This window comes from Sutterella sp., assembly GCF_030539355.1.
In the GTDB taxonomy this organism is placed as follows: Bacteria; Pseudomonadota; Gammaproteobacteria; order Burkholderiales; family Burkholderiaceae_F; genus Sutterella.
On the sequence record NZ_JAUNSF010000015.1, the window covers coordinates 1 to 26,313 of the forward strand.

Genomic DNA, 26,313 nt, shown 5'->3' on the forward strand with positions numbered 1-26,313 from the left:
GCCCTCGGCGCGCTGAGCGAGGAGCACCATCGCGGCGTAGCAGAAGGCCGACGCCCCTCCTTCGATGAGGCCCGTCGTGTCGGGCACGCCGCTGATGCTCTCGGCGACCGTGAGCACAAGACCGGCGAAGCTCAGGATGAGCGCGGCCCAGTGGACGAGGCGGATCCGCTCGCGCCCCCAGAGGGCCGCAATGGTCATCACGATCACCGGCCCGAAGTAGTAGAGCACCGAGGCGAGCGAGACGCCCACGCGCCGGTAGGCGTCAAAGAGAAGCAGGGTGCTCCCGCCCATCGCGAGCCCGGCGAGGAAGGAGAAGACGAGACCGCGCCTCGGATACCCATTCCCTTTCCGGGCCACGCGCAGCGCGACCGGCCCGAGAATGAGGATGCCGATCGCAAAGCGCACGAGCACCAGCTGCTCGGTCGGGAGTTCAATGTACGAGGCGACGATGCCGTTGAATCCGAAGATGACGAGCGAGAGGATGTAGCAGAGCGCGGGGAAATGCATCGGGGAAAGCCGGGGCGGTGACACAGATGGAAAGAGGTCCCTCACGGAACCTCCATCTCTCCGAGGTTATTCCTCCCCCGGTCAGAAGTAAAACGAATGTTTAGAATGGCAGGCATTCGATTTACTCATACCTGAGGTACCCCGTCCATGCTCACTAAGTACCGGGCGCTCATCGCCGCCGTCGACACGGGGAGCCTAACCCGCGCCGCGAAGAGCTGCTTCTGCACTCAGTCCGCCGCGAGCCGCATGATCCTCGACCTTGAGCGCGATCTTGGAATCAGGCTCCTTGACCGCGGCCGACGAGGGGTCGTTCCGACCGACGACTGCCTGAGGCTCTTGCCGCGCATCCGGCGTCTCTGCGCCGAGGACGCCGCCGTGAAGGCCGAGGCCGCGTCGATCCGCGGAGTCGAGACCGGCAGCGTCCGGATCGGTGCGATCTCGAGCATTGCGACCTTCTGGCTCCCGCCCGTGATCGCCGCCTTCGGGCGGGCGCACCCGGGCATTGAGTTCGAGATCCTGATGGGCGACTACACCGAGATCGAGCGCTGGGTGACCGAGGGGCGCGTCGACTTCGGCTTCGTCGCCGAGCCGACTGCGGGGAAGTTCGCGGCGCTTCCGCTCCATGATGACCGGCTGCTCGCGATCCTCCCGGAGAGCCACCCGCTTGCCGAGCAGCCGACCGTACGGCCCGAGGAACTCGCGCGCGAGCCCTTCATCCTGCTCGAGAAAGGGCGCGACGCCGAGATCAGCCGACTCTTTGAGGAGCGGAATCTCACGCCTGACGTCCGGTTCCGGACGTTCGACGACTATGCGCTCCTCGCCATGGTGGAAGCCGGGATCGGCACCGGGATCCTCCCCGAGTTGATCCTCGGGAGGCTCAACTACCGCGTGGCCGTGCGGCACGTGAGCGGTCTGCCCAGGAGAAGGCTCCTGCTGATCGCGGAGCCCGGAGCCATGCTCGGCGCGGCGACCCGGACGTTCCTCGAGGTCTTCGGCGAGGAACTGCGCGGCAAGCTGAGTCTCGACCCGGACGTCCCCGCCTTCCTCCGTGCTCTCACGAAGGAATGAGCGGACGGGAAATCCGCTCCGTCAGGCGAACCAGATGAGGATGAGCGCCGAGAGCGTGAAGATCGAGAGCAGCGTCTGCGCGGTCGTCACCGCCGCGACCGGCGGCGCGTTGCCGCCCATGGCGGCGGTCATCACGTAGCAGGACTGTGCCGTGGGCGAGGCGGCGAAAAGGAGCACCACGCCCGCGGCCGCCCCTGTGACGCCGAAGAACCAGACGCAGAGCGCGCCGAGGAGCGGCACGATGACGAGGCGCTGCAGCGACGTGGCGGCGATGAGGGAGAGGTTCTCGCGGATGGCGCCGATCTTCAAGGCCGCGCCGATCGTCAGGAGCCCCATCGAGAGCGAGGCGTTGGAGAGGTGCCTGAGGAAATCCACGCCGATCCGCGGCATCTCAAGCCCGCTCATGTTGAAGAGGAAGCCGAGCATCGTGGCGATGATGAGCGGGTTCTTGAAGACCGCCTTGCAGGTCGTGACGAGAAGCTTCCTCTTGTCCGGCGCCCCTCCGCCCGTGCGGGCCGCGACCGCGGTGGCGAGCACCGCGACGGAGAGCGTGTTCGAGATCGGCACCCAGACGGACATCAGGAGCGCGAGGAGCGACATGCCCTCGTCGCCGCAGAAACGCATGCAGAGCGGAAAGCCGATGTAGGCGTTGTAGCGGAAGCCGCACTGAAAGAGCGAGGCGTGCGTGATCGGGTCGGCCTTGACGACGTAGCGGATGCACCAGGAGGTGAGCACCGCAAGGGCCATCGCACCGAGCCCGGCCGCGAGGAACTTCGCCGACCCCGCGAACGAGAAGTGCGAATTGGCCACCGAGAGAAAGAGCATCGGCGGCAGGAGCACATTGAAGACGAGCACCTCGATGCCGCCCCAGAAGGACCTGGGAAAGGGCTTGAACTTCGCGAGCACAAAGCCGAGCAGGATGATCGCAAAGTCGGGAAGGACGGTGAGGACGCTTTCCACGGGGTACTCCTTCTCTTGAGCCGCCTCCTGGGCTCGGTCTGGGTTGAATCTGAGGGGTGAATCAACTGAGGATACGCCCGGGGGACACGCCTTTCCAATGCTTCTCATGAGAGAAGTTACTCAGGACAGACCCGGCCCGCTCAGAAAAGTCTCATCCGGGGAACGAACGGGAAATGTTCCGGGATCCACCGCTGCAGAGGATTCCCGGAAAGCATAGTTTCGCGAGCGAAAGGTTTTCCCTTGAGCCCGATCAGATTTCCTTTTCGCCCCCGGCAGCCCTCTGAAGCGCCTCGCGCTTTTTAAGCGCCCGCACGCCGCGGTCGGTGGCGTCCCAGCAGAGGAGCGACCCCGCGACCACCATGGCGACGCCCGTCCAGAAGGTGGCGTCTAGCTCCGCGCCGATCCAGATCACCGCGAAGAGACAGGAGAGGACCGGGGTGAAGTAGGAGGCGAGCGCAAGGAGCGTGACGTTGCCCTTGGCGACGCCGTGCGACCAGGCGGCGTACGCTCCGCCGATCGCGATGCCGCCGAAGATGACGCTCACGATGCCGTGGCCGCTCGACTCGCCGATCGCCTCGGTGCCGATGCCGAGCGCCCAGAGCGTGGCGTAGATCGCGAGGTCGATCGCGAAGACGATGGTGGCGAGGTTCGAGTTCCCGCCCCAGGCCTTCGTCATGCTCGAAAAGGCGGCCCAGGAGAGCGCGGCACCGAGCGCGAGGATGTAGCTCAAGGAATGCTCGGCGAGTCTCGCCGCGAACCCCGCGGCCGAGAAGCCCTCCTCGCCCGCGAGGATGTGGATGATGCCGGCGAAGGCGAGGAGCACGCCCGGCACGATCCACCAGCGGGTCCGAACCCCATTGAAGAGCACGGCGAAGAGGAGCGTGAGCGCGGGCCAGAGGTAGTTGACCATCCCGACCTCCATCGTCTGCTTGCCGCCCGCGGAGAAGAAGATCGCAAGGCAGAAGCAGAGCGAGGAGATGTTCGCCATCGGCATCCCGAGGAAGAGATAGCGGCGGTCGACGGTCGAGAGCTTCGGGATGCCCACGACGAGGAAGAGGCAGATGACAGAGACCGTGTAGAGGAGCGTCTGCCCCTGTGCAAGACCGAAGCCCTCGGCGATGCCGCGCACGAGCGCGACGCCCATGCCCCAGCAGACGGGGGCGAGGAGTCCGATGAGAGTGGCGCGCTGAGAGGCCTCGATGGTCATGATTCCGGGGATGGGATGAGGTTGAAGGTACTGCAGGTCTGCGGAGTCTAGCGCTTCCCAAAAAATGAGGCACCGCGGTCACCCGCGATGCCTCATTCAGGCTGCGAGTCCTCCGGGGAGGACTCAGGCTTCAGTCATCAGAGACCGAGCGCGCTCTTCGCAGCGATGCGGCCGAACGTGATCACGTCCGCCGTGGCGTTTCCGCCGAGACGGTTCGAGCCATGGATGCCGCCGGCGACTTCACCCGCGGCGTAGAGACCCGGGATCACGTTGCCCTTGGTGTCGACCACCTGAGCCTTCGGGTTGATCAGCAGACCGCCCATGGTGTGGTGAATCGAGGGAGCGCGGGGCGTCGCATAGAACGGGCCCTTCTCGATCTTGCGGTCGAAGAGCTTGCGGCCGAACTTCGGATCGTTCTTGTCCTCGACCATCTTGTTGTACTCGGCGACCGTCTTCTCAAGGTTGGCGGCCGGCATGCCGAGCTGGCCGGCGAGGTCGGCGAGCGTCTCGCCCTTGTAGATGCGGCCGATCTTCACGAGCACCTCGACCTCCTCGGCGAAGCTGTTGAACTTCTGCACGATGGAGGAATCGTTGATGTCGTAGCACATGCCGTCGGGCTGCTTCTTGATGGCGGCGACGAACTCGTCGCGGCGGGCGTCCTCCTTCACGAAGCGCTCGCCGTTCTTGTTCACATCGATCACGTCGTCAAGGCCGCTCATCTTGCGGGCGCGGCCCTGGAGGGTGCCGGTGCCCGGGGTGGCGAGCGGATAGACCTGGACGTAGTTCATGCCGGTCGTGTCGGCGCCGATCTTCTCGGCCATGATGATGCCGTCGCCAGTGGCGCCGGGCTGGTTGGTCGACACCATGTCGGGCGTGAGGACCGGCGAGGACTTCTGACGGAGTTCCTTGTTCTGGCTGTAGCCGCCCGTGGCAAGGATGACGCCGTGGCCGCCGATGAAGCGGTAGTCATTGCCGAGCGTGTCGGTGGCGCGGACGCCCACGACCTTGCCGTCGCGAACGATGAGTTCCTCGGCCTTCATGCCGGTGATGATCTTGGCGCCCTGCTTGACGGCCGCCTCATAGAGCGGGCCGACGAGGCCGGTGCCGGCCGGAGCGTTCACCTGGTGCGTGCGCTGCCAGAGCGCGCCGGCGCCCTGGCTCACGCGGTCAAGGACCGGCGTGCCGAGGGTCTCCATCCACTGGAGCGTCGGGAGCACGTTCTCGGAGTAGGTGCGGATGAGCGGAATGAGGCCAACCTTGTCGCCGCCGTTGTAGGTCTGCAGGGCGTGCCACTCGGGGCAGTCGAAGAGCGACTTGCTGCCGGACTTGAGATAGGCCTCGTACTTCGCCTTCACGTCGGCGATGAGCTTGGCGTGATCCTCACTGACGGGCTTCTCGCTGATCGCCTTGACGACGGCGTCCTTGAGGGTCTCCGTCATCGGCAGGGCCTTCTGGCGGTCCGGGTCGGCGGCGTTGAAGGCGCTCGCGCAGCGCAGCGTGTTGCCGCCGATCACGGGCATCTTCTCGAGCACGACGACGCGGTACTTGCCGTTCTCGGTGGCCGTGACGGCCGCGGAGAGACCGGCGCCGCCCGAGCCGACGATCACGAGGTCGTACTTCTCCTCCTTCGTGCCGGCGAACTTCTCGCCCTGCACGGGAACCGGAGCCTGGAGGGCGGCAAGGTTGACGCCGCTCTGCGCGACCGCGTCGCCCACGGCCTTCTTGAAGGCGCCGCTCGTCACGGTCGCGCCGGCGATGGCGTCAACGTTGAGGGTCTGGTGGTCAATGACCTGCTTCGTGAGCTGATCGATCGCCATGGCGCCCATGAAACGGGTCTCGTTGTGACCCGGGACCTTGATGTCGGTGATGCGGTCGGCCGAGACGGTGACCTCGACGTTGAGGTAGCCGTTGTTGCCGTAGGCAGCGGCCTTGTAGGTGCCCGGCTTGAACTGCGCCTTGGCCGGGGCCTTGCCGGCGGCCTTGTCAAGCGCGTTCTGGACGGCGAGCAGGATCGCCTTTGACGAAACGGTGGCGCCCGTGACGGTGTCGACCTTGGCATTGCCGGCCTTCACGACGGCGGCCGGGATCTGCTCGACCGCGAGCGAGCCGATGCCCTGGGTCTCCTTGTTCTCGACGACCTTGACGGCGGTGACCTTTCCGTTGTCGACGGTTACGTCAACGACGACCGGGCCGTTGTGGCCCGCGACGGTCTCGTGATAGGTGGCGGCGGAAGCCGCGATGCACATTGCGCCGAGCGCAAGGCCGACGGCCGTGGAAACGGCGACATGAGTGGTCTTCATGTTTCTCTCCTTGATTTGCAGTGATGCATTGCCCTGGCCGCGGTCTCTCCCGTCGGGTTGTGTGACCCGAAATCTGCCGCGGCTCGGCAAAGGGGGATTTACGATATACCCCACAGTTCAAGGAAAAACCTTTAACTACTTAAAGATTTTCCTTTCAGAGAAAGAAACTTCCCTCCCGTCCGGAAGGAACTGAAGTCAGACGGATGTCAGGCCTTCCCGCGGTGCATCGCCTTGCGCCAGAGCTCGTTCGCGGCCGAGGTGCGGCCTTCCTGCTCGAGCTTTCTCAGGGCCTTCATGCCGCGGCCGGTGGCGTCCCAGCAGAGGAGCGACCCGGCCACGACGAGCGCGACGCCCTCCCAGAATGTGGTGTCGAGCACGGCGCCGATCCACACGACGGCGAAAAGGCAGGAGAGCACCGGCGTGAAGTAGGAGACAAGCGCGAGGACGGCGACGTTGCCCTTCGCGACGCCGTACGTCCAGGCGGCGTAGGAGCCGCCCACGGCGATGCCGCCGAGGATCACGCTCACGATGCCGTGGCCCGTGGGCTCGCCCACGGCCTCGGTGCCGAAGCCGAGGAGCCAGAAGGTGCCGAAGACGGTCGCGTTGATCATGAAGATCATGGTCGAGATGTTCGTATTGCCGCCCCAGGCGCGGGTCATGCTCGAGAAGGCCGACCAGGTGAGCGCCGAGCCGACCGCGAAGATGTAGCTCACCGGGTGCTCGGCGAGGCGCCCGAGGAAGCCGGCGACGGAGAAGCCCTCCTCGCCCGCGAGTATGTGGACGATGCCGGCGAAGGCGACCGCCACTCCCGGCACGATCCACCAGCGCGTGCGCACGCCGTTGAAGAGCACGGCGAAGAGCAGCACGAGCGCGGGCCAGAGGTAGTTGACCATCGCCACCTCCATCGTCTGCTTGCCGCCCGTGGAGAAGAAGATCGCGAGACAGAAGCAGAGCGACGAGGAACTCGCCGTCGGCAGCCCGATGAAGAGGTACCGCCTGTCGATCGTCGAGAGCTTCGGGATCCCGACGGTGAAAAAGAGGCAGGTGATCGCCACTAAATAAAGAAGCGTCTGGCCCTGGGCGAGGCCGAAGCCCTCGGCGATGCCCCGCACTAGCGAGACGCCCATGCCCCAGCAGACGGGGGCGAGAAGACCGATGAGAGTGGCGCTGCGCGCCGGATCGCTTGACATGACGGAGAAGGAAAAGTTCTTCGGGGACCTGAACCGTTGCGGCGCCCGGGCCTGTCCCGGATCGCGGTGGATCGAAGTGTAGTCACTTCCACCTAGAAAGAGGAGGTCCTCCGGAGCCAGTCCGGACTCCGGAAATCCCGGGCGAAATTTTTTCGAAATAGGAAAAGAAATTCCTTCGCCCTGGGGAAAGGAATTTGCATTCTGCCGAGTTACATGTATAATGATACTGAAGAGTGACGCAATGAACCTGTGAGCGACCCCGGGCGGAGGTCACGATCCCCTCACCGACCGGAGTCAGAGAGACAAGGAGAAAGACATGACGAAGCTGACCAGCTATGCAAACCAGTCCGGTGACATCTACGCCGGCCTCTGGGTCCCTCAGAGCGCGGTCGAGGAGGCCGAGTACAACATTCAGCCGGGCACGGCCCTCTGCTACCGCGGCATCAGCGTGGGGATCGAGGACGAGGAGCTCGATGAACTCCTCGGACTGATGGAGACGGATCTCAGCGAGGGACTTCCCGAGGACAGGTGGCAGCGCGAGACCGGCGGCGTTCTGCCTGGGATGACGCCGTACGCTCCGGTCGTCACCGACACCGCCGGGACCGAGGCCTGGATCGAGCTCGCCCGAGACCCGGATCACTGCCACCGCCGTCAGGCGACCTTCGGTCCGCTCGACGAGGAAAGCTGGGAGGCGCTGCTCGAGGACCGCTGCTGCTCCGTCCGATTGCGCGTGGTCAGCGCCCGCCGCGCCATTGAGCTCCTCACCCGCAGCCCGTCCGGCCGCAGGAAGCTCTCCGAAGCGCTCAGGGACGAGGATGTTCTGGATGCCGCGAGGAGCACGCTCGAGCTCGGACAAATGAGTCCCTGGGCCACCGCCGTGCTCGCCGAGGCGATTCTCGAGGCACGGGATCATCTGCCCGGCAACAGCGAGGAGGACGCCCCTGAGTTCACGCTTCTCTTCAACCGCGAGATCTCGGTGCGCATCACCTCGCGGAAGGCGATCCTCAGGGCCGCCGAGATCCTGGCGGAGAACTACACGAACCTGCCATATCTGGCACGCGATCCGCGCAGCGCCGTCCGCAGGATCTTCGCCGCCGCCGTGAGTGAGGACTTCAGCGATCTCGGGCTCATCGCCGCCGCCGATCCCTCGCCGATCGTCCGTCGGGCGCTCAACAACATCAACGTCCATCTCCCGACCGAGAAAGTGATCGAGTTCCTCGGGGACGATCCGGAGCGCATCTGCGAGCTGGTCGAACATCTCCTGACGCGCCGGGACTCCACCAAGCTCGCGATGAAATACCTCGCCGACACGGATCCCAAGATCTGTGAGGAGCTTACCGACAGGCTCTGGAAGATTGACGAGGAAATGAGAGACGAGTGTGAGTACATCGGCGCCATCAGGAATGACCTCGAGGAAGAGGAGGATGAAGACGACGAGGAGTACGAGGACGAAGAGTACGAAGAGGACGACGACGGCTTCGACCCGGAATCGGAGGACCGGGAGGAAGAGTCTGAAGAGCCTGACGGACGTGTGAGCCGCCGGTGATCCGCAGGCCCACGGCTTCGCAGCTGAGGGCGGGGGGCCGGAACCCCGGACTCAAATTTCTGAACGAACTGAAGGGAACCCCGGTCAGACGCGGAGACGGCCGGCCGGGGAACCCGATGAATGAAGGACTTGAATACCATGACCACTCAGACCACGCTCGCCGGCGTCATCGCCGTCGCCATGGAAGTGCTCCCCCGCAAAGCGGCGGACGCGACTGACATCACCGCCCCGGATCTTCTCTCGCTCACCGCGGCGCTCATCCGCTCGAACCGGCCGGACGCCACGATCGTCGCCGCCGTCCGCGGACTCGTCCCCGCGGCCTTCGACACGGCCGCAGATGACGACGGCTTCGGATACCTGCGCCCCGCCGAGGCGGCGCTTTCCAGCCTCTGGCAGGCCTATGCCGTGCGGCTCTCGCTCGCCATTCATGCGGTCGAGCCGTACTGGCCCACCGAGAAGGAACGGGCGGCCGAGGAAGAGGCCCTGGCGGCGGCGAAGGCGGCCGAGGAGGACTTCGGCAGGGCGCTCGCCGCCGCGCCAGCGCCCGCGCCCGAGATCTTCGCCGCGCTCGCGCTCGAGATGACCTCCGCCCTCGAGGAACGCATCCTGGAGCAGCGCCTCCCTGTCCTCGGCAAACCCGTCGACACGGGCCGGGGGAAGGCCCGGATCAGGGACGCCGAGAAGCCGACCGTCCCGGAGCGCCGCTGCTTCACGAGGAACGTCCTGGACATGGCCCGCGTGATCGCCTCCGTGCCGACGACGGACGCGCCGGGCGTGGAGCTTCTTCGTCGCGCCGAGCGCGAGGTGAGCCTCCGCGGGTTCTCGGCGGAGCTCCTGCCCGAGACGCCCTCGGGGTACCCCGCCTGGTGCATCCGACTCGCCGAGGAGCTCCCCGTGGAGAAGGCCGGGGAGGTGACGGAGGAACTCAGCCGGTTCGTCATCCGCAACGGGCTCTCCTACACCTGGACGGGCGAGGACGACACGGGCAACCTGATCCTCTGCTCCGAGAGCGGCCGCGCGAACCGGCTCGCCTGCGCGCTTGCCCTGCACTTCCCCTCGCTCATCACCGTGGAAATGGCGAGCGTAAAGAGCGGTCACCCCTGGCACTGCAACCACGGCTGCGGGCTGCCGATCTCCGGGAAGCGCGTGATCACTTGCCGGCACGACCGGCTGGTCCACACCGACGCGGCGGATCCGCTCGCCCGGCTGATCGGGACCGAAGCCGGGAAACGCGGCGACGAGGCCGAGCTTGAGGCACTCAGGGCAGTCTGAACCCGGCCCCGGCAGGGAGCCGGGGCGGGCGTCGGAACCGACAGGTCCGGCGCCCGTTCCTTTCCTCAGGCACCGGCCCGGTCAGTCCGCGACACGCCGGGCCGATTTTTCCCGAGCAAAAAATGATTCTGTCAACCCCGGGAAAAGTAGGATTCATAAATTACCGGGCCTCGGGTATCCTGATAAAAGGTCTCAATCCCTCTACGTCGAGGGAACGGAGATCCCCGCAAGCACATACAACTAATAGAAGGAAACCAGGACCAATGACTGAAGCCTGCACCACTCCCGATCAGAACACCACCGAGGCTGAGCTCGGCGCGCTCCTCGCGGCTGCCGCCCAGAAGCTCCCGAGGAAGGCCTCGGCCCTTTCCGACATCACCTTCCGTGACGCGCTCGCCGTCGTCGCTGAGCTCGATCTGCTCGGCAACTGCGACAAGTGCAAGATCGCCGCGCTCCGCTTCGTGCTTGGCTGCGACAAGGACTGCTGCGAAGTCGTCGCCGCCCTTCCCGCCCTCTGGCAGAAGGCCTGCGAGCTGCTGACGGCCGAATCCCCGGCCGCCGCCGAAGCCGCCTTCGAGGCCGCGCTTGAGAGCGCCCCGGAAGGCAGCCGTGAGCTCCTCCCGGTCTTCCTGAAGGTCATGCTCCCGACCCTCGCCGCCCGCAACGGCGCCGCCCGTGAGCAGTTCGTCCTCAACGCCATGCGTCTCGCCCGCGTCGTCGCCGACGACGTCGCCACCGGCGACTCCGGCTGGAAGCTCCCGAAGGTCGTGCGCGAACTCATCCACCGCTTCGGCCTCGAGCGTCAGCTCGCCCCCGAAGGCTTCCACATCTGGCGCATCCGCATCCGCGAGGGCCTCTCCGAGGCCGAGACCGCCGAGGTGCTTGAGATCGTCCGCCGCATCGCGGTCAAGACCGACCTCGACTACTACATCGATCACCATGAGCTCTTCATCCGCTCGACGCAGGGTTCGCTCGAGCGCTACTGCGCCGCTCTCGCCGCCCGCTTCCCGGGCCTGCTGCGCATCAAGCGCCTCCCGGGCAACGCGTCGGTCGCGTGGATCCATGAGGACGATGCCGTCGGCGAAGGCCTCTCGAGCCTGCACGGCCAGCTGATGGGCTCGAACCGCGCCGATCCGTTCACGGAGCTCTTCCGCTGGGACGGCGACACGTCCGAGACCGCCGCCGAGTTCGCCGCTCTGCGTCAGTTCGGCAAGCGCTTCTCGAAGCTCTAATCATTGAAGGACGCCTCTGACGGGGCACCTCCAGAAGTATCCAGGGCCCTCCGGAGCAATCCGGAGGGCCTTGCTTTTCGACCCGCCCGCCGTCCGCTTTACCGTCCACTAGGTGAAACACCCTGAGCGGGTTGCCTCTGAGCATCACCGCGGCCCGCCGTCCGGGGTCATCTTTGTCAAACCCGCCGGTTTGTGGCATGATGAAGCGCACTGAGCTTCCGGGAAGGGTCCCGCGGGCTCGGACGAACCGAATTTCCTCCTCTGGAGCACACAGCAAAATGTTCATCGCCGCTTTCCGCCGTCACCATCACCATCCCTGAAAGGAGTCTTTCAGGCGAAGGCGCTTGGAAGAACTCAGGATCTTCCGGGCGGCGGCAGAAGCGAGAAGAAAAGGATGCTTCAGAGCTTCAAAGAATTGTGAGAAGGCCTCCGGAAGAAATGAGCTTCCGGAGGCCTTTTGCTTCGAAGAACCGATGGGACGGCTGAAAGCGAACCCCTTCAGCAACCCGAAAGCAAATTCTCAAAGGACACCCCAAAATGATCGAAAACAACCGTCTGCGCGTCGCCATGCAGAAGTCCGGGCGACTCTCCGAGGACTCCGCGGCGCTCTTTGCGAGCTGCGGCATCAAGGTGCGCTTCCACCAGCAGCGCCTGCTCGCCGTCGCCGAGAACATGCCCATCGAGATCCTGCGCGTGCGCGACGACGACATCCCCGGCCTCGTGATGGACGGCGTCGTTGACCTCGGCATCATCGGCGAGAACGTGCTTGAGGAGACCACCCTCGCGCGCCGCAGCCAGGGCGAGGAGCCGCGCTACCGCATGCTGAAGCGCTTCGACTTCGGCGGCTGCCGCCTCTCGCTCGCCATTCCGACCGACGAGGAGTGGACCGGCATCGAGTGCATGGACGGCAAGCGCATCGCCACGTCCTACCCGCACCTTTTGAAGCGCTGCTTTGACGAGCGCGGCCTCAGCTTCAAGCCCTGCCTGCTCACGGGCTCCGTCGAGGTGGCGCCCCGCGCCGGCCTCGCCGACGCGATCTGCGACCTCGTGAGCTCGGGCGCCACGCTCGAGGCGAACGGCCTGAAGGAGGTCGAGGTGATCTACCGCTCCAAGGCCTGCCTCATCGCCCGCGCCGACTCGATGGGCGAGGAGCGCGAGGATCTCGTCAAGCGCCTGCTCGTGCGCATGCAGGGTGTGGCCCGCGCCCGCGAGTGCAAGTACATCATGCTGCACGCCCCGAAGGCGAGGTTGGACGAGATCACGGCGCTCCTTCCCGGCGTCGAGCACCCGACGATCCTGCCGCTCACCGGCGACGACAGCCGCGTCGCGCTTCACATGGTCTCCTCCGAGGAGCTCTTCTGGGAGACGATGGAAGCGCTCAAGAAGCTCGGCGCCTCCGCGATCCTCGTGCTCCCGATCGAGAAGATGATGGAGTAAGGGACGCCCCGACCGAATTCAAGCAGTCACACGACAGAAGATTTTTTATTTGAGTGGAGTTGCACAAATGACCGAACTTTCCTTCAACGACATCATCGAGTGGGATGCCCTCAACGAGACCGAGCGCGATGACATCCTGCGCCGCCCGGCCGTCGCCGCCGGCGGCAAGATCTCCGAGATCGTCACCGCGATCGTCAACAACGTCGCCGAGAACGGCGACGCGGCGCTGCGAGAGTACAGCGCGAAGTTCGACCGCTGCGAGGTGAAGAACTTCCGCGTCTCGGCCGAGGAGGTCGAGGCCGCCTGGAACCGCGCCACGCCGGAGTTCCGCGCTGCTCTTCAAGAGGCCGCCTCCAACATCGAGAAGTTCCACTCCGCCGAGAAGCTCGCCCCGGTCGTCGTCGAGACGATGCCGGGCGTGAAGTGCGAGCAGCTCACGCGCCCGATCGAGGCCGTCGGCCTCTACATCCCGGGCGGCACGGCCCCGCTCTTCTCGACCGTGCTGATGCTCGGCATCCCGGCGAAGATCGCCGGCTGCTCGAAGGTCATCCTCTGCTCGCCCCCGCCGGTCGCCGACCCGATCCTCTGCGCCGCGAAGCTCTGCGGCATTGACCACATCTACCAGGTGGGCGGCGCCCAGGCCGTCGCCGCGATGGCCTTCGGCACGGAGACCATCCCCTCGGTCTCGAAGATCTTCGGGCCGGGCAACGCGTTCGTCACCGAGGCCAAGCGCCAGGTGAGCTGCCGCGCCGACGGCGCCGCGATCGACATGCCGGCCGGCCCCTCCGAGGTGCTCGTGATCGCCGACGCCGAGGCCGATCCGGCCTTCGTCGCCTCCGACCTCCTCTCCCAGGCCGAGCACGGTCCCGACTCCCAGGTCGTGCTCCTCACCCCGGCCAGGGCCCTGGCCGAGGCGGTCGCGAAGGAGTGCGCGAAGCAGCTCGCCGAGCTCCCCCGCAAGGACATCGCCGTGAAGTCGCTCTCCGCGAGCCGCCTGATCGTCGTGAAGGACTTGGACGAGGCCTGCGCCGTCTCGAACCGCTACGCGCCCGAGCACCTCATCATTCAGACGAAGGACGCGCGCTCGCTCGTCCCCCAGATCCAGAACGCCGGCTCGGTGTTCCTCGGCGAATGGTCCCCCGAGTCGGGCGGCGACTACGCCACCGGCACGAACCACGTTCTGCCGACCTACGGCTACGCCGCGGCCTACTCGAGCCTCGGCCTCGCCGACTTCATGAAGCGCATGACCGTGCAGGAGATGACCCCGCAGGGCTTCAGCGGTCTCGCGAAGACGATTGCGCTCCTCGCCCACGAGGAGCAGCTTGATGCGCACAGGAACGCCGTGCTCGTCCGCATGGCCCGCCAGGAGAAGGAGAAGGCCTGATGGCACAGAAGACCCAGGAAATCGCGCTGAACCCCGGGCTTCTCGCCCGGGCCGAGGTTCAGGCGCTCACGCCCTACCAGTCCGCCCGCCGCATCGTCGAGGCCGCGGGCGGCCGCGGTGACATCTGGCTCAATGCCAACGAGTCCGCCGAGGCCGTCCCCTACGACATCGAGCAGAAGATCCTCAACCGCTACCCGGACGCCCAGCCCGAGGAAGTGGTCGAGCGCTATGCCCGCTACGCCGGCGTCGGCAAGGATCAGATCCTCGTCACGCGCGGCGGCGACGAGGGCATCGACCTCCTCGTGCGCACCTTCTGCGTGCCGGGCCGCGACGCCATCGTGCAGTTCCCGCCCACGTACGGCATGTACTCGGTGTGCGCCGAGACCACGAACGTGCGCGTCGTGAACCTCACGACCAGCCCCGAGAACAACTGGGCCCCGGACACGGCGAAGCTCGCCGAGACGCTCGTCGCCGACCCGACCGTCCAGGTGGTCTTCGCCTGCTCGCCCAACAACCCGACCGGCGGCCTGCTCTCCCCCGACACCGTCGAGGAGCTCGTTGAGATCACCCGCGGCCGCGCGATCCTTGTGATCGACGAGGCCTACATCGAGTTCGCGCCCGAGTCGACGAACATCCCGCAGATCGCCATGGCGCCGCACGTCGTCATCATCCGCACGCTCTCGAAGGCCTTCGCGCTCGCCGGCATCCGCTGCGGCTTCCTGATCTCCTCGCCCGAGGTGATCGGGATGTTGAAGAAGGTGATCGCCCCCTATCCGATCCCGACGCCCGTCTCCGACATCGCCGCGCAGGCGCTCTCGATGGGCGGCATCTCCGCGATGCAGCGCCGCGTGCAGGGCACGATCAAGCGCCGCGCCGACCTCGCCCAGAAGCTCCTCACGATCAGGGGCGTCGAGGAGGTCCGCGACAGCAGCTCGAACTTCGTCCTCGTGAAGTTCACCGACGGCCCGGCCGTCTTCAAGGCGCTCTGGGACAGCGGCATCATCGTGCGCGACCAGGGACGGCAGCCCACGCTCACGAACTGCATCCGCATCACCGTCGGCACGCTCGAGGAGAATGCCGAGCTCATTGAAAAACTTCGCGAAGTCCTCGGAGAACGCTGATGGCTGACCGCATCCTTTTCGTCGACCGCGACGGCACGATCCTCGAGGAGCCCGAGGACTTCCAGGTGGACGCCTTCGAGAAAATGCGCTTCGTCGAGGGCGTGCTCCCGGCGCTGAAGACCCTCTCCGAGGCCGGCTGGAAGCTCGTCATGGTGTCCAACCAGGACGGGCTCGGCACCAAGAGCTTCCCCGAGAAGACCTTCACGGGCCCGCACAGCCTGATGATGCAGATCCTCACGAGCCAGGGCGTGCCCTTCTCCGAGGTGCTCATCTGCCCGCACATGCCCGGCGACGGCTGCGAATGCCGCAAGCCCCGCACGGGTCTCGTGAAGAAGTTCCTCGTCCCCGGCGCCATTGACGCGGCGAACAGCTACGTGATCGGCGACCGCGAGACGGACCTCAAGCTCGCCGAGAACATGGGCCTCACGGGACTGCGCGTCGGTCCCGATGGCGAGTCCTGGGCCGCGATCACCGAGCGGCTGCTCAAAACCCTTCCCGCCCCTGGTCCGCGTGACCGTCACGCGAAGGTGGTGAGGAAAACGAAGGAGACGGACATCACCGTCGAGGCTTGGCTCGACCGCTCGGGCGAGAACGAGATCTCCACCGGCATCGGGTTCTTCGACCACATGCTCGACCAGATCGCCGTGCACGGCGGCATCCGCCTCAAGGTCCTCTGCAAGGGCGACCTCGAGATCGACGACCACCACACCGTCGAGGACGTGGGCCTCGCTCTGGGTGAGGCGCTCCGCCTCGCGCTCGGCGACAAGCGCGGCATCCGCCGCTTCGGGTTCCTGCTCCCGATGGACGAGTCGCTCTGCCGCTGCGCCCTCGACATCTCCGGGCGTCCGTACCTCACCTTCAGCGCGAAGTTCAAACACCGCAAGGTGGGCGACCTCTCGACCGAGATGGTCGAGCACTTCTTCCGCTCGCTCTCCTACGCGATGGCGATCACGCTCAACCTCAAGGCGAAGGGCGGCAACGACCACCACATCGCCGAGAGCCTCTTCAAGGCCTTCGGCCGCAGCCTGCGCGACGCCGTGCGCGTCGAGGGCGCGGAGCTGCCCTCCTCGAAAGGAGTCCTCTGATCATGCGCGTCGTCATTCTCGACACCGGCACGGCCAACCTCACCTCGCTCGCCAATGCGGTGAAGCGCCTCGGGTTCGAGCCGAACATCACCCGTGACCCGGAGGCGATCCGCGCCGCGGACCGCATCTTCCTGCCGGGCGTCGGCACCGCCCGCGCCGCCATGGATGAACTCAACGCCCGCGGGCTCCCCGAGCTCATCCGCGCCGCCACGCAGCCCGTGCTCGGCATCTGCCTCGGCGAGCAGCTCCTCGGCCGGCAGAGCGAGGAGACAGGGGGCGTGGATCTCCTCAACCTCATCCCGGCCGACGTGCGGGAGCTCAAGGTCGGCGACCTCCCGCTCCCCCACATGGGCTGGAACCGCGTCTACCCGACCGACGCCCCGCAGGCGAAGCTCCTCTTCAAGGGCATTCCCGCGGGCGACTGGTTCTACTTCGTCCACAGCTACGCGATGCCGGTGAACCCCTGCACGATCGCCTCGGCCGAGTACGGCGAGCCCTTCACGGCCGCCGCGGCGAGGGACAACTTCATGGGCGTGCAGTTCCATCCCGAGCGCTCGGGCAAGACGGGCGCGAAGCTTCTCGCAAACTTCCTTGGAGTCGACTGAAAATGATCATCCCCGCGATTGACCTTCTCGACGGCCGCGTCGTGCGACTGCACCAGGGCGATTACGGCGCGTCGCGCGACTACGGCGACGAGGCGCTCGAGCGTCTGCAGGCCTACGAGGCCGCCGGCGCCGAGCTCCTGCACATCGTCGACCTCACGGGCGCGAAGGATCCGGCGAAGCGCCAGATCCCGCTGCTGAAAAAGCTCCTCGGCGGCCTCTCGATCCCCGTCCAGACGGGCGGCGGCGTTCGAAGCGAAGCCGACGTCGAGGCCCTTCTCGCCGCGGGCGCCTCGCGCGTCGTCGTGGGCTCCTGCGCCGTGAAGAACCCGGAGATGGTCCAGGGCTGGATGCGCCGCTTCGGCGCCGAGGCGATCGTGCTTGCGCTTGACGTCCGCATCGACGGGACGGGCGCGAGGAAGATCGCCGTGAGCGGCTGGCAGGAGGACTCGGGCGTTCTCATCGAGGACCTGATCCGCGCCTACGAGCCCGTGGGCCTGAAGCACGTGCTCTGCACGGACATCTCGCGCGACGGCACGCTCGCCGGTCCCAACGCCGAGCTCTACCGCGGGCTCGCGGCGGAGTTCCCCGCGATCGGCTTCCAGGCCTCGGGCGGCATCGGCGGGCTCTCGGACATCGAGGGCCTCAAGGGCTCAGGCGTCACGGGCGTCATCGTCGGCCGCGCGCTCCTTGACGGAAAGTTCACCGCGAAGGAGGCGATCGACTGCTGGAAGCGTCCCTGAAACGCCCGGCGGACGATAGATGAAGGCGTGCGCTCCCGGGGGAAGGATCCCGGAGCGCCGCCGTCCGGCCAGTCAACCTTTTACCTTTCGGAGCCCCGCCCGGTCAGGCGCGTAAAATGCATGCCCGCCGCGGAAGTTCCCGGAATTTCACAGAATCCCCTCAGGAGTCTCAATGCTCGCCAAGAGAATCATCCCCTGTCTCGACGTCCGTGACGGACAGGTCGTCAAGGGCGTGCGCTTCCGTGATCACGAGATCATCGGCGACATCGTGCCGCTCGCCCGGCGCTACGCCGAGGAAGGCGCGGACGAACTCGTCTTCTACGACATCACCGCGTCCTCGGACGGCCGCACCGTCGACAAGAGCTGGATCTCGCGCGTCGCCGAGGCGATCGACATCCCGTTCTGCGTCGCGGGCGGCATCCGCACGGTCGAGGACGCCGGAAAGCTCCTCGCCTTCGGCGCGGACAAGATCTCCATCAACTCCCCCGCCCTCTCGGACCCGACCCTCATCTCGAGGCTCGCGGACCGCTTCGGCGTGCAGTGCGTCGTCGTCGGCATCGACACGTGGCACGACGCGGAGAGCGGCCGCTACTGGGTCAACCAGTTCACGGGCGACGAGAAGCGCACCCGCAAGACCGAGTGGCAGACCATCGACTGGGTGAAGGAAGTCCAGCGCCGCGGCGCCGGCGAGATCGTTCTCAACATGATGAACCAGGACGGCGTCCGCAAGGGCTACGACATCGAGCAGCTCAAGCTCGTGCGCGCGGCCTGCCGCGTGCCGCTGATCGCGAGCGGCGGCGCGGGCGAGATGGTTCACTTCCTTGACGCCTTCCGCGAGGCGCACGTCGACGGAGCGCTCGCCGCCTCCGTCTTCCACAAACAGATCATCAACATCGGCGAACTCAAGCGTTATCTCGCCGAGAACGGTATTGAGGCCAGAACATGCTGACAATGGAACAGATTGACTCCCTCGACTGGGAGAAGACCGGCGGAATGATGCCCGCCATCATCGAGGACGCCACCTCCGGCCAGGTCCTGATGCTCGGTTACATGAACCGCGACGCCCTCGAGGTGACGCTCACGACGAAGAAGGTCACCTTCTTCTCGCGCACGAAGAACCGCCTCTGGACGAAGGGCGAGACCTCGGGCAACTGGCTCAACCTCGTGGACATCGGCACCGACTGCGACAGCGACACGCTGCTTGTGCTCGTCAACGCCGAGGGGCCGACCTGCCACACGGGCTCCCAGAGCTGCTTCGGCCCGCTCGAGGCGAAGTGGCAGTTCCTGCGTGACCTCGAGGTGCTCCTCGGCTCGCGCAAGAACGCCGACCCGGCCTCCTCCTACACCGCGAGCCTCTACGCCCGCGGCACGAAGCGCATCGCGCAGAAGGTGGGCGAGGAAGGCGTCGAGACGGCGCTCGCCGCCACGGTGCACGACAGCGAAGAACTCAAGAACGAGGCCGCCGACCTCGTCTACCACCTCCTCGTGCTGCTTCAGGACGCGAACCTCGAGCTCGCCGACGTGATCGGCATCCTCCGCGACCGCCACAGCGCCCGCGAAGCGAAGAAGTGATCTGACTTCACCTGAAGTCCATGATCCAGGAGGCCCGCCCGTGATTCACCGGCGGGCCTTCTCTTTGGAGTCACCAGCGGATCGTGATGAAGAGGATCTCGCCCGTCGTCGCGACGCGGAAGGGGCCGCCCCAGAGGCCGAGCCCCGAGGAGACGAAGGCGTCGATTCCGCCCACCTTGTTCATGCCCGTGGGGAGCAGCCCGAAGAGGCCGAGCACGTGGTTGAAGGGCCAGACCTGACCGTCATGGGTGTGCCCGTAGAAGGCGAAGGTTCTGCCGGCCGGCGCCGCGGCTGCGGTCCGCTCGACATCTACGGCATGCGGCTGATGGTCAAGCACGACGACGGCGTTTCCCTCGGGCACGCGGTCAAGGAGAGCCGCGGGGGCGCTTCTCGCCGGGTTCCTGCGGTCGTCGCGGCCGACGATCGTGAGGCCGGGGGCGAGTTCCTCAGCCTCGTCGATGAGGAGCCGGATGTTCGAGCGCTTCGCGAAGTCCGCGGCGCCCGCGAGCCCGCTGTAGTGCTCGTGGTTGCCCGGGGCCATCCAGACGCCCTTCGGGGCGCGCAGCCCGCGGAGCGCCTCGTCCATTTGCGTCTCGTCGAGGGGCCGCATCGCCATGTCGATCAGGTCGCCGCTCACGAGCACCGCCTCGGGCGCGCCCTCGTTGATGCGGCGTACCCAGCCCTCGAGGCGCTCCCGCGTGATGCCGTAGCCGAGGTGCAGGTCGCTCACCGCCGCGACGCGGATCGTGCGCGGGTTCGCCGCGCCTGCGGAGAGGTCGACCGTGATCTCCCTCACCGCGGGAATGGTGAAGTTGACGTAGCCGCAGATGAGCACCGCTGCGGCGAGCCCCGCCGCCGTGGCGATCCTCGCCCACGGGACCGCGTCGAGGAGCGGAAGTCCCAGGCGGCAGAGGAGCCAGAGCACCGCGTAGGCGATCGCCGTGTAGAAGACGAAGGTGGGCCAGCCGGTGGCGATCCAGTAGCCAGCCTGCGTGAGGCTCATCGGAATGCGGCGGTGCGCGAACTCAAAGAGCGGGAAGGCGAAGGCGAGCGCGAGGAAGAGGAGGCCGGCGAGGATGCGGACGACGAGCGGCAGCCCCGCGAGACTTCTCACGACGAGCCAGCACACCCAGGCGTTGAGCGCTATGTAGACGCCGAGCATCACGAACATCATCCGCATGGCAGTTTGTGTCCTCGGAGCGGTTGAAGGAATTCCTGAGTGGAAATGCTATCAGCCGCCGCGGCCGGCCGACTTGCCGCGGACTCGCCGGAAATGTCCCGAAAGTCTCAGATGAAGCGCTTTATGGCCGCCTCGAGCGTCCTGCGGAAGGCCGAGGAGTCGAGAAACATCGCCGGGTAGGTCTCGCGCGTCTCCTTCATGCCGCCCGAACGCGCGAGGAGCACGAACCGGTCCGGATCCGGGAGGCTGCCGTGAGGCGTCTCCTGCGACAGGCAGCAGGACTCGGCCGATGCGGCATCGTCCGCGGGGAAGGACGTGAGGGCGGTGGTGCGGCTTTTGAGATCAAGCTCAATGAGCTGCAGGTCGTGCCCGTCGGGGAGGCGGTCCGCGGCGAACACCCGGTCCCGCTCCACCGTGTACTGCGGCATCAGGTCGAAGATGCGGAGCGCGTGCGCCCGGAGCCGGACATCGCGCGCGAGTTCGTCGCGCGGGATGCGCGCGCAGGACTCAGGCAGCATCGTGCCTTCGAGGCGTGCGAAGAGCGTGGCCGAAAGCAGCAGGAACCGCTTCCAGATCTCCGGGCCCTCGCCTGACTTGAGCCGGTGCCCCGTGAGAAAGCCGATCGTCTCGACGCCGGTCGCCCAGGCGTGCTCGGCTTCGGAGCGGATCTGGAGCTCCGCGCGGAGCATGAAGTCGAGCGGAAGCCGGGACTTCCCCGGAAGAACCGCCTCCTCGGTGCGGAAGACGTGGTAGGTGCGGTGGATGCTCCGGTAGCCGTCGGGCTTGGGACTGCGCGTGTAGTCGCGGAGCGTCTTCTCCCGGAAGCGCCAGCCGTCGGCGGTGAACTTCTCCTTCATCGCCTCGGAGAAGCGCCGGGCGTCATCCGTGGTCGGCAGGATCACGCGCAGGCCGGCGATGTCGTGGAGATCCGGGATCATCAGGCCGCGCGAGCGGCGGAGCTTGCGCTCGGTCGAGGCGACGTTCTTGAGCCTCCAGACCACCCGGCCCGTGAGTCCGAGGCACTTGAGGTCACCCTCGAGCTTCCTGCGGAAGGCCTCGAGCATCGGCAGGAGCTCCTGCCTGAACTGCGAGAAGGCCGCGAGGGCGGACGAGCGCTCGCCGTTCGTCGCGGCCTCGGAAATAAGAATCCCGCCCGCCCGGCGGATGCGGGTTGAGAGGGCGGGACTGCTCATCGGAATTACGCCTCGTAGCGGAAGAGCTTCTTCACGCGGGAGCGCTGGAAGCCGCCGAAGAGCACGTTGCAGATCACCGCCGGGGCGACGCCGTAGAAGAAGAAGATGGCGCCGGGGTAGTCGAGGAGCTTGTCGCCGACGATGTACGGATTGAGCAGCATCGTCGTGTAGTCCACCGTCACGAGGAAGAAGAAGACGGTGGAGAAGGTGAACGCGTACTGCGGCAGCACCACGGAGACGAGCGCGGAGTCCGGGACGTCGTGGCAGACCTTGTCCTCGTCCTTCTTGCGGGCGAGCGCGACCGTCTCGCGGACCGGGTACCAGAGGCCGGCGAAGAGGAGCACGAAGATCACCGCGCAGACCCAGAGGGCATCGGTCCAGCCGCCCTCGGCCATCGTGAAGAACTTGTTGAGGACGAGGAACGCCGAGGCAAAGCCGACGCCGCCCGCGATGAGGGAGGACATCTTGACGATGTCCCACACCGTCGCGGCAAAGCCCGACTTGATGTCGTCGGGATCCTCGGTGCGGATGATCTTCTTGATTTTCATGTTTCTCTCTTCTTCCGGGCCTCTCGGGGCCGGGGGTTTCCTGTGGGAAATCGGTCCTGTTTTTTGTGTCTTTTTCCGCCGTTCGCACGTGCGGGCGCGTCATTTTAACTGCACGAGGGGCCCGCCGTCAGGCCGCGCGGCCCGCCGTGATGGATCCCGGGCATTCCCGAATGTTCCGTAAATCTTTCGCGGAGCCACGAATTTTCTTAGACTTGATTCTTCGCCCTCAGCGGTTCCGGTGCGGGTCCGCAGGCTTCAGAGAGACCATACCCGAAGTGCCTCAGAAATCAAAACGAAGAATGCTCGCCGCCGGGCTCATCGCCGGAGGCTGCGCCGTGATTCCGACCGTGCTCACCGGCTGCGGAGGCCCGGAGCGGGAGAGCGCGGACGTGGTGATCATCGGCGGAGGCAACGCCGGGCTCGCCGCCGCGGTGGCAGCCGCCGAGAAGGGCGCCGACGTCGTCGTGCTCGACAAGGGCAGCGGCATCGGACTCAACATGCACTCGGACCGCGGGCTCTTCGCCTCGTCCTCGGGCCCCGACGGGCGGCCGACGCCCGGCGACTCGGTCGACCGGCACTTCGCCGACACCGTTCGCTCCGCGGGCGACGCCGAGATCGAGCTCCCTCTCGTGCGCGCCATGATCGAGGCGGCGCCGGACACGCTGCGGTGGCTCGCCGCCATGGGCATGAACTTCGAGCCCGAGCCGATTTACTCGAGCTCGCTCTGGACGCGCTGCTGGCAGCCCGTGCACACGGGCTACGTCGAGACGCTCTACCGCGAGGCGAAGCGCCGCGGCGTGCGCATCCTCTTCGGGCAGCGCTTCGAGAGTCTCACGCTCTCCGAGGGCCGTGTCACCGGCGTCACGGTGCGCGATGCCGAGGAAAAGCAGATCATCTGGAGCGCCCGCCGGGGCGTCGTGCTCGCCGCGGGCGGCTTTGCCGCGAACCTCGAGCTCGTAGCGAAATACGCGCCCGAGCTCAGGGGGCTCGCAACCGACAACCAGCCGGGCGCGAGGGGCGATGCGCTCCTCGCCGCAATGGCGGCGGGCGCCGACGTGATCGGGCTCGGGAACATCCAGTGCGTGCCGCGCCCGCCCGGAAGGATCCAAACCCAGGGCTACCTGCACCTCGATGCCGCGCGCTTCATCTACGTCGACAGCACGGGGAAGCGCTTCGTGAACGAGGACTCCCCGCGCGACCGGCTGCTCGAGGCCTTCATGCGTGACGCAAAGCCGCCCGTCTTTGAGGTGGGCGACAACGCCACGGTGCTCTCCTCCCAGATGGACATCCAGAAGGATCTCTGGAAGGGGATCGAGGACGGCACGGTCTTCAAGGGCGGGAGCCCCGCGGACCTCGCCCGGAAAATCGGCGTCCCGCCCGCGGCGCTCGAGGAGACGATCGAGAGCTACAACCGTGAGGTCGCCGATCCGTCATCGGCCTCGTCCGCGTCCTCAGGCGCCCTGAAGCTGATGCCGTTGCGCGACCCTCCGTTCTGGGCCGTGCATGTCGAGATGCACGTCCACGAGACGCTCGGGGGGCTCCACATCCGCGCCGACGGCGCCGTCTACCGGCGCGGCGGGGAGGGTGAAGTCATACCCGGGCTCTGGGCCGCCGGCGCGATCATCGGCGGACTCCACGGCAAGTGCCGGCTCGGCGGGAACGGTCTCGCCTCGGCCGTCACCGTGGGCCGGATCGCCGGCGCGTCGGCCGCGGAGGCAAGGCCATGAAGACGCCGCTCCAACGACTCGGAGGCCTTGCCTGCGCGCTTGCCCTTGCATTCTCTCCGGCGCTCACCGAGGCATCCGACTCGTCCGCGACGGCGCAGGACAAGGTCATCCGCATCGGGCTCTTCGACACCTTCGAGCCCGAGTTCTGGCCGCACACGCTCGGGCCCACGCTCGAGGTCCTGCGCGCCCGCCATCCCAGGCTGAAGATCGAGGTGGAGGAACTCCCCGTCGGAAACACCGTCGCGCTCAAGGAGCGGGAACTCAGCTTCTTCGTCTCGTCGGCCGTGCGGTACTGGGCCGCGCACCTTGACTACGGCGCATCCGCCGTGGCTGTGAGGACGCCCGAGTACACCACGGATCCGACGAAGTCGATCGCCGGCCTCATCGTCACCCGTGCGGACGACGACCGCATCCGCGGCATCCGGGACCTCAGGAACCGGACCGTGGCCGTCGCGGCCACCGCGCAGACGAGCGAGTACCTCGCCTTCCTCGGCCTGCTGCGAAAGGCCGGCCTGGAGGAGAAGAGCCTCGCCGAGGTGAAACCCGCGGGCTGGCGCCATCCCGGCGTCGCCTCGGCGCTGCTCGCGGGATCCGTGGACGCGGGCATCCTGCGGCTCTGCGAGCTCGAGCGCCTCGAAAGGGAGGGCGTCATCCCGGCGGGGGCGCTGCGGGCCGTTGACGCGGTGACGGATCCCGTGAGCGGCTGCTGGCACTCGACCCCGCTCTATCCGGGCATCGTGCTCGCCTCCATGCCCGGGACGCCCCCGGCAATCGTCACGTCATTCGCGAGCACGCTCTACACGATGCCCGCCGTCAACGGGCAGAAGTGGTTCCTCGGGAGCGACTTCACCGAGGCCGACGAACTCTCCCGGACGCTCGCGCTCGGCTCCTACGCCTGGCTGCAGGAATGGTCCGTCCCGGCGCTCTGGCGGCGTTTCTCGACCGAGATACTGCTCGCGGGCGCCCTGCTGCTCGCCCTCCTTTGGCACATTGCCCGAGTGAACCGCCTCGTCTACACGCGCACGGCGTCGCTGCGCGAGGCGATCGACACGATGAGGGAGCTCGACCGGGCGGCGAAGGAAAGCCGCGCGGAGCTCTCAGCCCTGGAGCGCGCGGGCGTCATCCATCAGCTCTCTGGCCTCATCGCCCATGAACTGAAGCAGCCGCTCGGCGCCATCGCCAACTACTGCACGGGTCTGAGGTTCCACCTGAAGAACGCCGGGAAGCCCGATGTCCCGCTCATCGAATCCGTGCTCGACAAGATAGAGGGCCAGGCGGTCTCCGCCTCCGAGACCATCAATTTCGTGCGCCGCTACGCAAAGCAGAGCGGCGACATGCCAGCGGCGCACTCGGACCTCGCGCAGGTCATACGGCGGGCGGTAGCCACCTACCGCTCCGCGTCGCTCGAGGCCTGCGGGATTCTGGTTGGGGAGATCCCGCCCGAGGCCCCCGCGTCAATCGACCCCAAGGGCGCGGAGCTCTGCGTCTACAACGTGCTGAAGAACGCCGCGGAGGCGAGTCGCAGGACGACCGACGCCCGCGGCCCGATGGTGGAGATCCGTCTCGAGCCCCCGGCGGAGGGTGCCTCCCTCTGGAGCATCGTCGTCTCGGACAACGGCCCGGGAGCGGACGACGAGACGCTCGAGAAGCTCGGCCGGCCGATGATGAGCCTCAAGGAGAGCGGTCTCGGCCTCGGGCTGATGGTCGTGCGGAACATCCTCGAGCAGAACGGCGGGCGCATCGACTTCAGCCGCAGTCCTGCGGGCGGCCTCGCCGTCCGCCTCATGATTCCCGGAAAGACATCAAATGCCTAGGAAAAACTTCTCCGTCGTCCGCATCGTCGACGACAACCCCGCCTTCCGCGAGTCCGAGGCCTTCATGCTGAGGATGATGGGCTACAACGTCGCCGAGTACGCGAGCGCGCTCGAGTTCCTCGAGAACGATGACCCCTCGGTCGAGGGCTGCGTCATTCTCGACGTGAAAATGCCCGAGATGGACGGTCTGCAGCTCCAGGAGGTGATGACCGAGCAGTCGATCGGCCTTCCGATCATCTTCCTCACCGGCCACGGCAATGTCGAGATGGCGGTGAACGCGCTCCACCGCGGCGCGAGCGACTTTCTGCAGAAGCCCGTCGAGGGCGAGAAGCTGCGCGCGAGCGTCGAGCGGGCGCTCGCCGAGAACGCCTCACGGCGGGAGCACGACCGCGAGATTGACGATGCCCGGGCCCGGTTCGACCGGCTCACGCCGCGCGAGCAGGACGTGAGCCGCCTCGTTGCCCGGGGACTCCTCAACAAGCAGATCGCCGCCGAGCTCGGCGTCACCGAGCACACGGTGAAGGTGCACCGTGCCGCCGCGCGCTTCAAGCTCAACGCCCGCACGACGGCGGACTTCGCCGACATGCTCAGGCTCATCGGCGAGTTCTGAGCGGAGTGAAAAAAA

23 protein-coding genes and 1 other annotated feature are annotated in these 26,313 nt (G+C 66.7%); of the genes, 15 read left to right on the forward strand and 8 right to left on the reverse strand.

The genetic code is table 11. The features are described 5' to 3' along the window. Positions 1 to 507, reverse strand: a 507-nt coding sequence (locus Q4F91_RS04245; protein ID WP_303334879.1) for a DMT family transporter, incomplete at its 3' end; no start/stop codon positions are given. 147 nt (positions 508 to 654) lie between these two features. Between Q4F91_RS04245 and Q4F91_RS04250 the strand changes: the two genes are divergently transcribed. After that, on the forward strand, positions 655 to 1,575 hold the full coding sequence (locus Q4F91_RS04250) for a LysR family transcriptional regulator (RefSeq protein ID WP_303334882.1): 921 nt from the start codon (positions 655 to 657) through the stop codon (positions 1,573 to 1,575). A gap of 21 nt (positions 1,576 to 1,596) precedes the next feature. On the opposite strand, the gene Q4F91_RS04255 is transcribed toward Q4F91_RS04250, so the two are convergent. From Q4F91_RS04255 to yddG (Q4F91_RS04270), 4 genes are all read right to left on the reverse strand, one after another. Next, positions 1,597 to 2,535: an AEC family transporter gene (locus tag Q4F91_RS04255; RefSeq protein WP_303334883.1), complete on the reverse strand. Its 939-nt coding sequence runs from the start codon at positions 2,533 to 2,535 to the stop codon at positions 1,597 to 1,599. A 250-nt stretch (positions 2,536 to 2,785) separates the two neighbouring features. Further along, the gene (gene yddG, locus Q4F91_RS04260) at positions 2,786 to 3,742 is read right to left on the reverse strand and encodes an aromatic amino acid DMT transporter YddG (protein WP_303334885.1); all 957 of its coding nucleotides are present in this window, start codon (positions 3,740 to 3,742) and stop codon (positions 2,786 to 2,788) included. Between the two features lie 137 nt (positions 3,743 to 3,879). Beyond that, positions 3,880 to 6,042 carry a flavocytochrome c gene (locus Q4F91_RS04265; RefSeq protein WP_303334887.1) on the reverse strand — a complete coding sequence of 721 codons (2,163 nt, stop codon included), beginning with the start codon at positions 6,040 to 6,042 and terminating at the stop codon, positions 3,880 to 3,882. 206 nt (positions 6,043 to 6,248) lie between these two features. Beyond that, positions 6,249 to 7,232 (reverse strand): aromatic amino acid DMT transporter YddG, encoded by a 984-nt coding sequence (gene yddG, locus Q4F91_RS04270; RefSeq protein WP_303334888.1) that lies wholly within the window; start codon positions 7,230 to 7,232, stop codon positions 6,249 to 6,251. A 316-nt stretch (positions 7,233 to 7,548) separates the two neighbouring features. Here yddG (Q4F91_RS04270) and Q4F91_RS04275 point away from each other — a divergent pair, with 316 nt between their 5' ends. The 11 genes from Q4F91_RS04275 to hisIE all read left to right on the forward strand — a co-directional run bounded on the left by Q4F91_RS04275 (position 7,549) and on the right by hisIE (position 19,226). Further along, entirely contained in the window at positions 7,549 to 8,778 is a 1,230-nt protein-coding gene (locus Q4F91_RS04275; RefSeq protein ID WP_303334890.1) for a hypothetical protein, read from the forward strand. 138 nt (positions 8,779 to 8,916) lie between these two features. After that, complete coding sequence (locus Q4F91_RS04280; RefSeq protein ID WP_303334892.1) at positions 8,917 to 10,050, forward strand: hypothetical protein; 1,134 nt, start codon at positions 8,917 to 8,919, stop codon at positions 10,048 to 10,050. A 263-nt stretch (positions 10,051 to 10,313) separates the two neighbouring features. Beyond that, positions 10,314 to 11,282, forward strand: a complete 969-nt coding sequence (locus tag Q4F91_RS04285) for a hypothetical protein (RefSeq protein ID WP_303334894.1) — start codon at positions 10,314 to 10,316, stop codon at positions 11,280 to 11,282. Between the two features lie 301 nt (positions 11,283 to 11,583). Further along, positions 11,584 to 11,744, forward strand: a sequence feature (His leader region). 75 nt (positions 11,745 to 11,819) lie between these two features. Then, the gene (gene hisG / locus Q4F91_RS04290) at positions 11,820 to 12,719 is read left to right on the forward strand and encodes an ATP phosphoribosyltransferase (protein WP_303334896.1); all 900 of its coding nucleotides are present in this window, start codon (positions 11,820 to 11,822) and stop codon (positions 12,717 to 12,719) included. 67 nt (positions 12,720 to 12,786) lie between these two features. Further along, the gene (hisD, locus tag Q4F91_RS04295; RefSeq protein WP_303334897.1) at positions 12,787 to 14,103 is read left to right on the forward strand and encodes a histidinol dehydrogenase; all 1,317 of its coding nucleotides are present in this window, start codon (positions 12,787 to 12,789) and stop codon (positions 14,101 to 14,103) included. Then, positions 14,103 to 15,224 carry a histidinol-phosphate transaminase gene (hisC, locus tag Q4F91_RS04300; RefSeq protein WP_303334898.1) on the forward strand — a complete coding sequence of 374 codons (1,122 nt, stop codon included), beginning with the start codon at positions 14,103 to 14,105 and terminating at the stop codon, positions 15,222 to 15,224. The genes hisD and hisC overlap by 1 nt, the downstream gene beginning before the upstream one ends. Further along, positions 15,224 to 16,309, forward strand: coding sequence for a bifunctional histidinol-phosphatase/imidazoleglycerol-phosphate dehydratase HisB (gene hisB / locus Q4F91_RS04305; protein WP_303334899.1), 1,086 nt, complete (start codon positions 15,224 to 15,226; stop codon positions 16,307 to 16,309). The genes hisC and hisB overlap by 1 nt, the downstream gene beginning before the upstream one ends. Before the next feature lie 2 nt (positions 16,310 to 16,311). Beyond that, the gene (gene hisH, locus Q4F91_RS04310) at positions 16,312 to 16,914 is read left to right on the forward strand and encodes an imidazole glycerol phosphate synthase subunit HisH (RefSeq protein ID WP_303334900.1); all 603 of its coding nucleotides are present in this window, start codon (positions 16,312 to 16,314) and stop codon (positions 16,912 to 16,914) included. Between the two features lie 2 nt (positions 16,915 to 16,916). Next, complete coding sequence (hisA, locus tag Q4F91_RS04315; protein WP_303334901.1) at positions 16,917 to 17,654, forward strand: 1-(5-phosphoribosyl)-5-[(5-phosphoribosylamino)methylideneamino]imidazole-4-carboxamide isomerase; 738 nt, start codon at positions 16,917 to 16,919, stop codon at positions 17,652 to 17,654. Between the two features lie 172 nt (positions 17,655 to 17,826). Then, entirely contained in the window at positions 17,827 to 18,603 is a 777-nt protein-coding gene (gene hisF / locus Q4F91_RS04320; RefSeq protein WP_303334902.1) for an imidazole glycerol phosphate synthase subunit HisF, read from the forward strand. Between the two features lie 2 nt (positions 18,604 to 18,605). Further along, positions 18,606 to 19,226, forward strand: coding sequence for a bifunctional phosphoribosyl-AMP cyclohydrolase/phosphoribosyl-ATP diphosphatase HisIE (gene hisIE / locus Q4F91_RS04325; RefSeq protein ID WP_303334903.1), 621 nt, complete (start codon positions 18,606 to 18,608; stop codon positions 19,224 to 19,226). 70 nt (positions 19,227 to 19,296) lie between these two features. Here the strand turns inward: hisIE and Q4F91_RS04330 are convergent, their stop codons facing one another. The 3 genes from Q4F91_RS04330 to Q4F91_RS04340 form a co-directional block, all read right to left on the reverse strand. Then, positions 19,297 to 20,406 carry a metallophosphoesterase gene (locus Q4F91_RS04330; protein ID WP_303334904.1) on the reverse strand — a complete coding sequence of 370 codons (1,110 nt, stop codon included), beginning with the start codon at positions 20,404 to 20,406 and terminating at the stop codon, positions 19,297 to 19,299. Between the two features lie 107 nt (positions 20,407 to 20,513). Then, positions 20,514 to 21,599 carry a hypothetical protein gene (locus Q4F91_RS04335; protein ID WP_303334905.1) on the reverse strand — a complete coding sequence of 362 codons (1,086 nt, stop codon included), beginning with the start codon at positions 21,597 to 21,599 and terminating at the stop codon, positions 20,514 to 20,516. 5 nt (positions 21,600 to 21,604) lie between these two features. After that, complete coding sequence (locus Q4F91_RS04340) at positions 21,605 to 22,147, reverse strand: hypothetical protein (protein WP_303334906.1); 543 nt, start codon at positions 22,145 to 22,147, stop codon at positions 21,605 to 21,607. Between the two features lie 299 nt (positions 22,148 to 22,446). Between Q4F91_RS04340 and Q4F91_RS04345 the strand changes: the two genes are divergently transcribed. The 3 genes from Q4F91_RS04345 to Q4F91_RS04355 are packed head-to-tail and all read left to right on the forward strand — an operon-like array spanning position 22,447 to position 26,298. Continuing rightward, positions 22,447 to 23,874, forward strand: a complete 1,428-nt coding sequence (locus Q4F91_RS04345) for an FAD-dependent oxidoreductase (protein ID WP_303334907.1) — start codon at positions 22,447 to 22,449, stop codon at positions 23,872 to 23,874. After that, the gene (locus Q4F91_RS04350; protein WP_303334909.1) at positions 23,871 to 25,688 is read left to right on the forward strand and encodes a sensor histidine kinase; all 1,818 of its coding nucleotides are present in this window, start codon (positions 23,871 to 23,873) and stop codon (positions 25,686 to 25,688) included. The genes Q4F91_RS04345 and Q4F91_RS04350 overlap by 4 nt, the downstream gene beginning before the upstream one ends. Then, positions 25,681 to 26,298, forward strand: a complete 618-nt coding sequence (locus Q4F91_RS04355) for a response regulator transcription factor (RefSeq protein ID WP_303334911.1) — start codon at positions 25,681 to 25,683, stop codon at positions 26,296 to 26,298. Before Q4F91_RS04350 ends, Q4F91_RS04355 begins: the two co-directional genes overlap by 8 nt. The last annotated feature ends 15 nt before the right edge of the window (positions 26,299 to 26,313 follow it).